The sequence below is a fragment of the Candidatus Angelobacter sp. genome (assembly GCA_035607015.1).
Lineage (GTDB): Bacteria > Verrucomicrobiota > Verrucomicrobiia > Limisphaerales > AV2 > AV2.
The window spans coordinates 1-8,181 of record DATNDF010000461.1 but is presented as its reverse complement, the minus strand read 5'-3'; the positions used below and the strand labels follow the sequence as shown (position 1 = coordinate 8,181).

The 8,181-nt window shown below is 58.4% G+C and carries 10 protein-coding genes; 7 read left to right on the top strand and 3 right to left on the bottom strand.

Going from position 1 to position 8,181, the window contains the following annotated elements:
• Nucleotides 1–220 (bottom strand): sugar phosphate isomerase/epimerase (locus VN887_18570; GenBank protein HXT42020.1); only part of this gene is annotated, 220 nt, incomplete at its 3' end.
• Nucleotides 221–400: 180 nt separating this feature from the next.
• Here VN887_18570 and VN887_18565 point away from each other — a divergent pair.
• The 5 genes from VN887_18565 (at nt 401) to VN887_18545 (ending at nt 2,960) form a co-directional block, all read left to right on the top strand.
• Nucleotides 401–685: a hypothetical protein gene (locus VN887_18565; protein ID HXT42019.1), complete on the top strand. Its 285-nt coding sequence runs from the start codon at nt 401–403 to the stop codon at nt 683–685.
• A 28-nt stretch (nt 686–713) separates the two neighbouring features.
• On the top strand, nt 714–1,376 hold the full coding sequence (locus tag VN887_18560) for a prepilin-type N-terminal cleavage/methylation domain-containing protein (GenBank protein HXT42018.1): 663 nt from the start codon (nt 714–716) through the stop codon (nt 1,374–1,376).
• A 215-nt stretch (nt 1,377–1,591) separates the two neighbouring features.
• On the top strand, nt 1,592–2,017 hold the full coding sequence (locus tag VN887_18555) for an H-X9-DG-CTERM domain-containing protein (protein HXT42017.1): 426 nt from the start codon (nt 1,592–1,594) through the stop codon (nt 2,015–2,017).
• A 158-nt stretch (nt 2,018–2,175) separates the two neighbouring features.
• Nucleotides 2,176–2,673, top strand: a complete 498-nt coding sequence (locus VN887_18550; GenBank protein HXT42016.1) for a type II secretion system protein — start codon at nt 2,176–2,178, stop codon at nt 2,671–2,673.
• Nucleotides 2,674–2,750: 77 nt separating this feature from the next.
• On the top strand, nt 2,751–2,960 hold the full coding sequence (locus VN887_18545) for a hypothetical protein (protein ID HXT42015.1): 210 nt from the start codon (nt 2,751–2,753) through the stop codon (nt 2,958–2,960).
• Between the two features lie 71 nt (nt 2,961–3,031).
• On the opposite strand, the gene recN is transcribed toward VN887_18545, so the two are convergent.
• On the bottom strand, nt 3,032–4,711 hold the full coding sequence (recN, locus tag VN887_18540) for a DNA repair protein RecN (GenBank protein HXT42014.1): 1,680 nt from the start codon (nt 4,709–4,711) through the stop codon (nt 3,032–3,034).
• A 188-nt stretch (nt 4,712–4,899) separates the two neighbouring features.
• On the opposite strand from recN, the gene VN887_18535 reads away from it, so the two are divergent.
• Complete coding sequence (locus VN887_18535) at nt 4,900–5,688, top strand: MBL fold metallo-hydrolase (GenBank protein HXT42013.1); 789 nt, start codon at nt 4,900–4,902, stop codon at nt 5,686–5,688.
• A 43-nt stretch (nt 5,689–5,731) separates the two neighbouring features.
• On the top strand, nt 5,732–7,432 hold the full coding sequence (locus tag VN887_18530) for a TIGR03790 family protein (protein HXT42012.1): 1,701 nt from the start codon (nt 5,732–5,734) through the stop codon (nt 7,430–7,432).
• Between the two features lie 51 nt (nt 7,433–7,483).
• Here VN887_18530 and VN887_18525 read toward each other — a convergent pair.
• On the bottom strand, nt 7,484–8,181 hold a 698-nt coding region (locus VN887_18525), incomplete at its 5' end, for a TIM barrel protein (protein ID HXT42011.1).

The following is an 8,181-nucleotide window of genomic DNA, read 5'->3' as shown; positions in this document are numbered from 1 at the left end:
CGGTCTGCGCCAAGACCCAATGAATGCCGGAAATGCCGATGCCATTCCGTGCCGCCGTGTCGCGGATTTTCTGTCGTTCACCTGCCGGGATGTCAGTCACGCGTTTCGCGATGGTGAATGGCGCGATTTCCACCGCGTCGTAGCCGGTCTTTGCGGCGTACGCGAGTGTGTCCTGGATGTTCCAACCCTGAAAAATCTCGTTGCAGATGGCGAACTTCATTGCCGGTTTGTAATTGGGGTGGTGGGTTCCGTCGAGCCTCGAGATTATTGGTCCGAGGGAAATTTTCACGCTTTATGCGTGAACATCACGCGGCGAACGGTAATTCGGCCATCGGCTTGAGGCAGAATTGCCGCGGCACCGGTTCTGCTAAATCTTTAACGGCTCGAACTGGCAACGATTATGGAACAATTCATCCCTCAATACTTCGCGGCGACCGCGCGGATTGAATTGCTGCTGTGTGCGCTCGCCGTTTCGCTGGTGGTCTGGCCGGTCATGCTCCGGCGCAGACGCTCAATGGATCCGGCGGTTGTAGAAACCTTGCTGCAACGTGTCCACAAGTTGAGAGAGCAAGGATTCCAGACTCGTCGGGCCCGTGTCATGGCAGTCAAAACCCGGGCGAAATTGCTCGCGGCCGCGCGCGAACGAATCAAACGCGAAAAAGGATTTCTTCGACAACAAGCGTGAATTATCCTTCGCTCCAGCGCGAGGTAGTATGAAACCCATTGTGACAAATGGACGATCCAGGGGATTGACTCTAATTGAAGTGATTGTTGTGATCGCGGTGGTAGTGGTGTTGGTTGGCGTTATTCTGCCCGCGTTTCTCCAGTCCGGCCATCACGACGGGCCTTATTGCTCGAACAATCTGAAGCAGATCGGCCTATCGTTCCGCATCTTTGCCAACGATAACGACAATAAACTTCCGTGGGAGATTTCGACGAACGACGGCGGTTCGCGCGAGTATCGATACGCTCCCAACTCGGCGTTCCGCCATTTTCAGGTCATGTCCAATGAATTGAGTACACCAAAAATACTCGTTTGCCCGGAGGATAGGAAACGGGTTTGGTCGACTAATTGGGTGACGGGTTTTGACAATCAGAATGTCAGTTACTTCGTCGGACTCAATGCGAGTGAAACCAATGCGAATTCGATCCTGTCGGGTGATCGCTATTTGACTGGCAACCGTCAACCGACCAACGGCTTTTTGGAACTGACATCCAGGGATACGATTGGCTGGACGAAGAGGTATCACGATTACCACGGTTACGTTGTTTTTGGTGACGGGAGTGCGCAACGATTGGAACGGTTGGATTCGGCGGGTCTGCAAAGGGCGGTGCGCGAGTCCGGCGTGGCGACGAACCGGCTGGCGATTCCATGATGATGAGAACAAATAGTGACAACCAAACCTGGTCTGCGCTGACGTTGGTGGAGGTATTGGTTGTTGTTGCAGTAGTCGCATTCTTGTTCGCGGTTTTTGTGCCTTCCGTGTCGCGCCGTGGGGTCAGATCGAAGCGGATTGGGTGTTGCAATAACCTTAAGGAAGAAAGTCTCGCCTTTCGTGTCTTCGCCAACGATCACGGTGACAAGTTTCCGATGGACGTTTCAACGAAAGAAGGTGGTTCAAAGGAATACGTCTTAATGCCCGATGCGTTCCCGCATTGGCGAACGCTGTCGAACACGTCGAGCACGCCGAAAGTTCTGATTTGTCCGGCGGACGACCGAAAGCCGGCCGACAGCTTTGGCGTCTTGAGCAACCTGAACGTCAGTTACTTTCTTGGCCTCGATGCGACGGATATGTTTCCACAAATGTTGCTCGCGGGTGACCGGAACCTGATGACAAACGGCGTTCCGGTCGGCAGTGGATTGTTGGTCCTTACGACGAAGGTGACGTTGGGCTGGTCGGCGGCAATGCACAACAATTCCGGCAACGTGGCGCTGGGCGACGGCAGCGTCCAAATGATGACGAGCGGCAGGCTGTCGGCTTCCGCCGACTCGACAAACCGGTTGTTGATTCCTTGAAACGAATGAGACAGCCCTGTCAACGAACTCGAGTCGTCGGGTTTACGCGGATACAATTGCTTGCGGTCGTCGGAACCTGCGTTCTCTTGTTCGGCTTGGCTTTTGTCGCATTGCTGAAGGCACGAGCGAAGTCGCAAGGAATCTGTTGCAACTGCAACTTGAAACAGATTGGTTTGGCTTTCCGTATTTTTGCCAACGACCACGCAGGCACTTACCCGATGGGCGTCTCGACCAACAAGGGCCGCTCGATGGAATACCTCGCGACCAGCGAAGTGTTCCGTCACTTTCAGGTCATGTCCAACGAATTGAGCACTCCGGTAATTCTGGCTTGCCCGGCCGACGATCGGAAGGGTGCGACCAATTTTTCGGTCCTGCGCAATGCGAATATCAGTTATTTCGTCGGTTTGGAAGCAAGGGACGACTTGCCACAATCGTTGCTCGCGGGCGATCGGAATTTAACGACAAATCAAGTTCCAGTGGGTAGCGGCTTGCTGGAATTGAGGGCCAATGTGACGGTCGGTTGGACGTCTGACATGCACAAGAACGCGGGCAACGTGGCGTTGGGCGATGGCAGCGTCGGATCCTTTAGAGGCGAGCAACTGCAGGAACAGGTGATGCATTCCGGCCTGGACACAAACCGGTTGTTGATTCCTTGAGCGTTGACGAAAAGGCGATCGCAGACCGCGTGGAAAGTTGATGAAATTCGTGTCAACCTGTGGTTGAACTTTCAGCAGTGAAACTGTTTTACACCGGGCCGGTCATCAACACGGAGATGCTCGTCGTAATGCTGGAAAAGCACGGCATCAACGCGACGCAGCAGTGGGCTGACGCGAGTACGCCGGACGACGGCGATTTGAATCGTCTGGCAAAAGTGTTCGTGCTGGAGTCGGATTACGACCGGGCGTATCAGTTGTTTTACGCCGAACGGGAAGACGAACTGTGACAAACCCAGAAACCTTGAGCGAAGGAAGCACGGTTGTGGCAGTCCGTTTCGCGTTTGCAGCCGGGCGTGCGCTACCGTTTCAGCAGTGCTTCGGCGTGTTTGCGAGCGGCGTCGGTCTGGCCGCCCAGCATGCGTGACAGCTCGGTGACCCGCTCCTTCTGGCCAAGCAAACGGATGTTCGTGACCGTTCGCAACAGTTTCGTTTCTTTGGTCACGACGTAGTGCGCGGCAGCGGAGGCGGCGACCGGCGCGAGGTGCGTGATGCAAAGCACCTGGCGGTTTTCTCCGAGCCGTCGCATTTTTTCACCGACGGCGTTGGCGGTTTCGCCGCCGACGTTCGCGTCCACTTCATCGAACACCAGCACCGGGATGTCATCCTGCGCCGCGAGCACGGTTTTGAGAGCGAGCATCACGCGGGCGAGTTCACCGGACGAAGCGATGGCGCGGAGCGGCCGGGGCGGTTCGCCGGGGTTGGGCGCGAATTGAAACTCGACCTGATCGAAGCCGGACAAAGGAATCCGGGATTGCGAATCTGGAATGCCGGCGTCTGTCGTGATGGCAACGCCGAAATGGCTTTGCCGGAAGCCGAGGTCCGAGAGTTCCCTGCCGACGGCCTTGCTCAGTTTGGGAATGACCTTGCGGCGTTGAGCCGACAGTTCTTCACCGACGCGCTTCAGTTCGCCGTCCAGCTTGGCCAACTCGGTATTGATGCGTTCCAGTTCGATATCGCGCTGTTCCAGAGCTTGCAATTGCAGGCGCGCCCGTTCACCGGACTCGATGATGTCCTCGATAGAAGCGCCGTATTTGCGTTTGAGCGATTGAAGGAGGTTCAAGCGTTCTTCGAGCGCGCGCAGGCGTTCGGGGTCAATATCGAGCTTGTCGGCGTAATGGGACAAATCGCTTTGCAAGTCGCGCAAAAACGACACCGCCTGTTCGTGCAACGAAAGCAGGCAGACTGCCTCGGGATCAAGCCGCTTCAACTCCAGCAACGTGCGGCCCATCGCGCCGGTCTGGGACGTGAGGGAATTCTCGTCCTCGTTCAACTGGCGCAACGCGGCGTGGCTCAGTTCAAGCAGTTTTGCGGCATTGCTGGCCAGCCGGTGTTCTTTCTCCAACTCGGCGTCCTCACCGGGACAAAGTTTTGCCGCGGTGATTTCGCTCACCTGATGGCGAAGCAGGTCGAGTTGTTGGGCGTACGTTCTCTCGTCCACGATCAATGAAGCCTTTTCCGTTTCCAACGGCGCGCGGCTTTGGACGAGTTCGGCGAAATTCTCGCGCAATGGGCCCAAAGCGCCGAACGCATCGAGGATGGCGAGCTGTTTGCCGGCGTGCAGCAACGACTGGTGGTCGTGCGGGCCGTGGATGTCCACCAGCCATTCACCCAGCGTGGCGAGGACGCTGAGCGTGGTGGGTGAGCCGTTGACGAACTGGCGGTTGCTGCCGTTGGCGGAGAACGCGCGCTTGAGCACAAGCTGATTCTCCTCGCAGGGTTCGAGTCCATTCTCGTCGAGAAACCGTTTGAGTGGCGCGCGCAGTTTGGAAACGTTGAACACGGCCTCGACCGTGCAACTGTCGCTGCCACCACGGATGAGCGTGCGGTCGGCGCGTTCACCGAGGGCGAGGTTGAGCGCGCCGATAAGGATGGACTTGCCTGCGCCAGTCTCACCGGTGATGACGTTGTAACCGGGCTGAAGCTCGAGCGTGAGATCGGCGACCAGGGCGAGATTTTTAATGCGCAACGTCGTCAGCATGGCGAAATTGTTCGTGCCGAATGTGGCGACAGGTGAGCAGCGTGGCAAAAGAAAACTCGCAGCTTGTGGAGCATTAAGGGCGTCGCTGGAACCGCGGTGCGGAATCGGGTGGCGTCTCTGTCAGACTCTACGCGGCCATGCGTCGACTTTGACAAGGGGTTCTCCGGCGGCATAGAGTCGTGCGGTCAATGGCATTTGCGTTCACATTTCTCGGCTCCGGCACTTCTCAAGGAGTGCCGGTCATCGGCAGGGAATATCCGCCGGAGTTTCTGGCCAATCCGAAGAATCATCGAATGCGCCCTTCGATTTACGTGGAGACGGGCGCAGCCAGAATTATTGTGGATACGACTCCGGAATTTCGCGTTCAATGTCTGCGCGAGAATATCCGTGGGCTTGACGCCGTCATCTTCACGCATTCCCATGCCGATCACATCATGGGGCTGGATGATTGCCGGCGGTTTTGCGATTTGCTCGGCAACAAGCCGCTGCCGGTCTATGCCAGCGCGGCGACGATGCGCGATCTGAAGCGCGTTTTCGCCTACGCGTTTCACGAAGGACCGTGGCCGAAAGGTTACTTCATGCCGGAACCGCACGTGATTGACGGGCCGTTCGTGTTGGGCGATCTGGAGATCACTCCGCTGCCGTTGCCGCACGGTTCGATGACGACAAACGGCTATCTGTTCACGCAGGCGGGAAAAAAGCGGCTGGCTTATTTGAGCGATTGCAAGGAGGTCCCGGTCGAAGCAACAGAGCGGGTGCGCGGTGTGGAAGTGGCCGTGCTGGACGCGCTGCGGCGCGCCCCGCATCCAACACACATGACGCTGGACGAAGCCCTGACCGCGGCGCGGCGCATTGGCGCGGCGCGGACCTTCTTCACGCACCTGACGCATGACTACGATCACGACGTGGACCAGGCGGAAATGCCGCCGGGCGTCCGGCTGGCCTACGACGGATTGAAAGTGTCGAGTGAGACGTGAAAAAGCCGGAGGTCCTTCCCGCGAAGGGCGGCGAATGCAAATTGTGACAATTAGAATTCTGTCAGCCACGTGCGGCGGGGCATTGATCCTGGGACTGGCGGCGGGCGCGCGGGCGGCCGGGCGCGGCGACGAGGCGGTTGTGATCTACAACAGCCGGATGCCGGAGTCGAAGGACCTGGCCTTTTATTACGCGCAGCGCCGCGAGGTTCCGACGAACCAGGTCCTCGGGTTTGAGCTGCCGACGACCGAGACGATGACGCGCACGGAGTTTCGCGATGAGTTGCAAAAGCCCCTGTTGAAGGCGCTGGAGCGACAGAAACTGCTCACGATCCGCTCGGAAATAATTCCCGCGACACGCGAGAAGACGGGCGATGCCTTTCAAAAAATCACCGACGCCAGGATACGTTACCTCACACTTTGTTACGGCGTGCCGGTGAAGATCCTGAGCGATCCGCACCTGTCCGAACCGATTGCGGACCGGACAAGGATCGAACTTCGCCGCAACGAGGCGGCGGTGGACAGCGAACTGGCGGCGATGCCGCTGCTGCTGCAAAACCTGCCGCTGACCGGGCCGGCGCGGAATCCCGTGGCCGGCGTGACGAACGCCGCACTGATCCACCCGACCAACGGCGTGTTGGTGGTCGCGCGGCTCGATGGTCCGAGCGTGGAAACTGCGCGCGGCCTGGTGGACAAAGCGATGGAGGCGGAAACCAACGGCCTGTGGGGACGTGCGTATTTCGATCTGCGCGGACTAACGAACACCAGCTACAAGATAGGTGACGACTGGATCCGGGGCGCGGCGGAACTGATCAAGCGGCTCGGATTCGAGACGGTCGTTGACGACAGGCCCGAGACATTTTCCGCGGCGTTTCCGATGAGCCAGATCGCGTTTTATGCGGGCTGGTACGACGGACAGTTTTCCGGGCCGTTCACGCGACCCAAGGTCGAATTCATGCCGGGGGCGCTGGCTTATCATCTGCATTCCTTCAGTGCGCACGTTCTGCGGTCGCCCGACCAATACTGGGCGGGCCCGCTGCTCGCGCGGGGCGCCACGGCGACGATCGGTTACGTGGAGGAGCCGTATCTGGAGGGAACGGTGAACGTGGCGGCGTTGTTTGCGGACTTCACGGTCCTTGGCTTTACCTTTGGCGAGGCGGCCTATGCGGCGCAGCAGTCGGTTTCCTGGCAAACGACCGTCGTGGGTGATCCGTTATATCAGTCTTTTCCACAGAAAAACCCGGGCGATCATTTCGGCAAACGATTGCAGCAATTGCACGGTGAACTCCTGACACGGAAGAGCCCGCTGATCGCATGGTCACACCTGCAGATTGTGAACCTGAATCTTGCGGGCGGTTTTCCCGCGGCTGACGCAATTGGCTATCTCGAACAGGAGCCGACGACCAGAACGAGTGCGGTGCTTGAGGAAAAACTCGGCGACCTGTTTTACTCACTGGGCAAACTGGCTGATGCCATTGACGCCTATGGGAAGGCATTGAAGCTGGAGATGACGCCACTCCAGCGCGTTCGCGTCACATTGGCCGACGCGGAGTTGCTGGGCATTTACACGAAACGGGAGCCGGCCCTGGAATTGTATCAGCAGTTTCTGAAGGAATTCCCGGACTACCCGGACCCGCTCGGGATCTATCAAAAGATGCTGCCCCTGGCCCAGGACCTTGACAAGAAAGCGGAAATAGAACGAATCCAAAAGGAAATCGACCGCCTCACGCCGCAGCCCGCGAAATGAAACGCGCGATCGCGCCGCTGACGCGCGGGTTCCCCGGGCCGAACGCCCCGCCTACGCGCCCATGCCCTCTTCGAACGACCCCGCTGCCAGTGGAAAGCAAAGATTGTCCCGCACATATTGGATGCCGTTGGCGCTGGTTGCGTCCAGGTCGCGGTAGGCGCTCTCGGCCTCGACGATCAACGGCGCGGTTTTCTTTCCCATTGCCTCGCAGTATCGCTGCGGATAACCGACATGCACCAACAGTTCGATGTAACGCGCCAGATTCAGATCGCCTGACGGCAGATCGGTGAATTGCATCGCGCGCTTCTGCCAGCCCGGTTCCATCTTGCGCAGCGGGACGCCGGGCCGGATGACAAAGTTTTTCACATGGCAGGCGTAAACGCGCGGCGCGACCTTCAGGAAGCGCGTCTCCCAGTCTTCGCCTTCCCAGCAGTGCGACGGATCGGCGTTGACGGCGAGCGTTTTGTCGCCGTCGCAGATTTCCACCAGCATGTTGAAATCATCGGCGCACATTGCGGCGGTCCCGGGATGAATTTCGTGGGCGAGATACACGCCGAGCTTTCGGGCGTGCTGACGGAGTTTCGCGGTCTTTTTGACAAATCTCTCCTGGCCTTCCTTGATGAGGTCGTAATCACCCGCGGCCCAGAACCCCCACGGATAGCCGGTTGCCAGTTCCCAGCCAAAGGCGGCCCCCCAGAACATGGGCACCACTTTCACCTTCAACTCGGCGCACAAATCGAGCAGTCGCA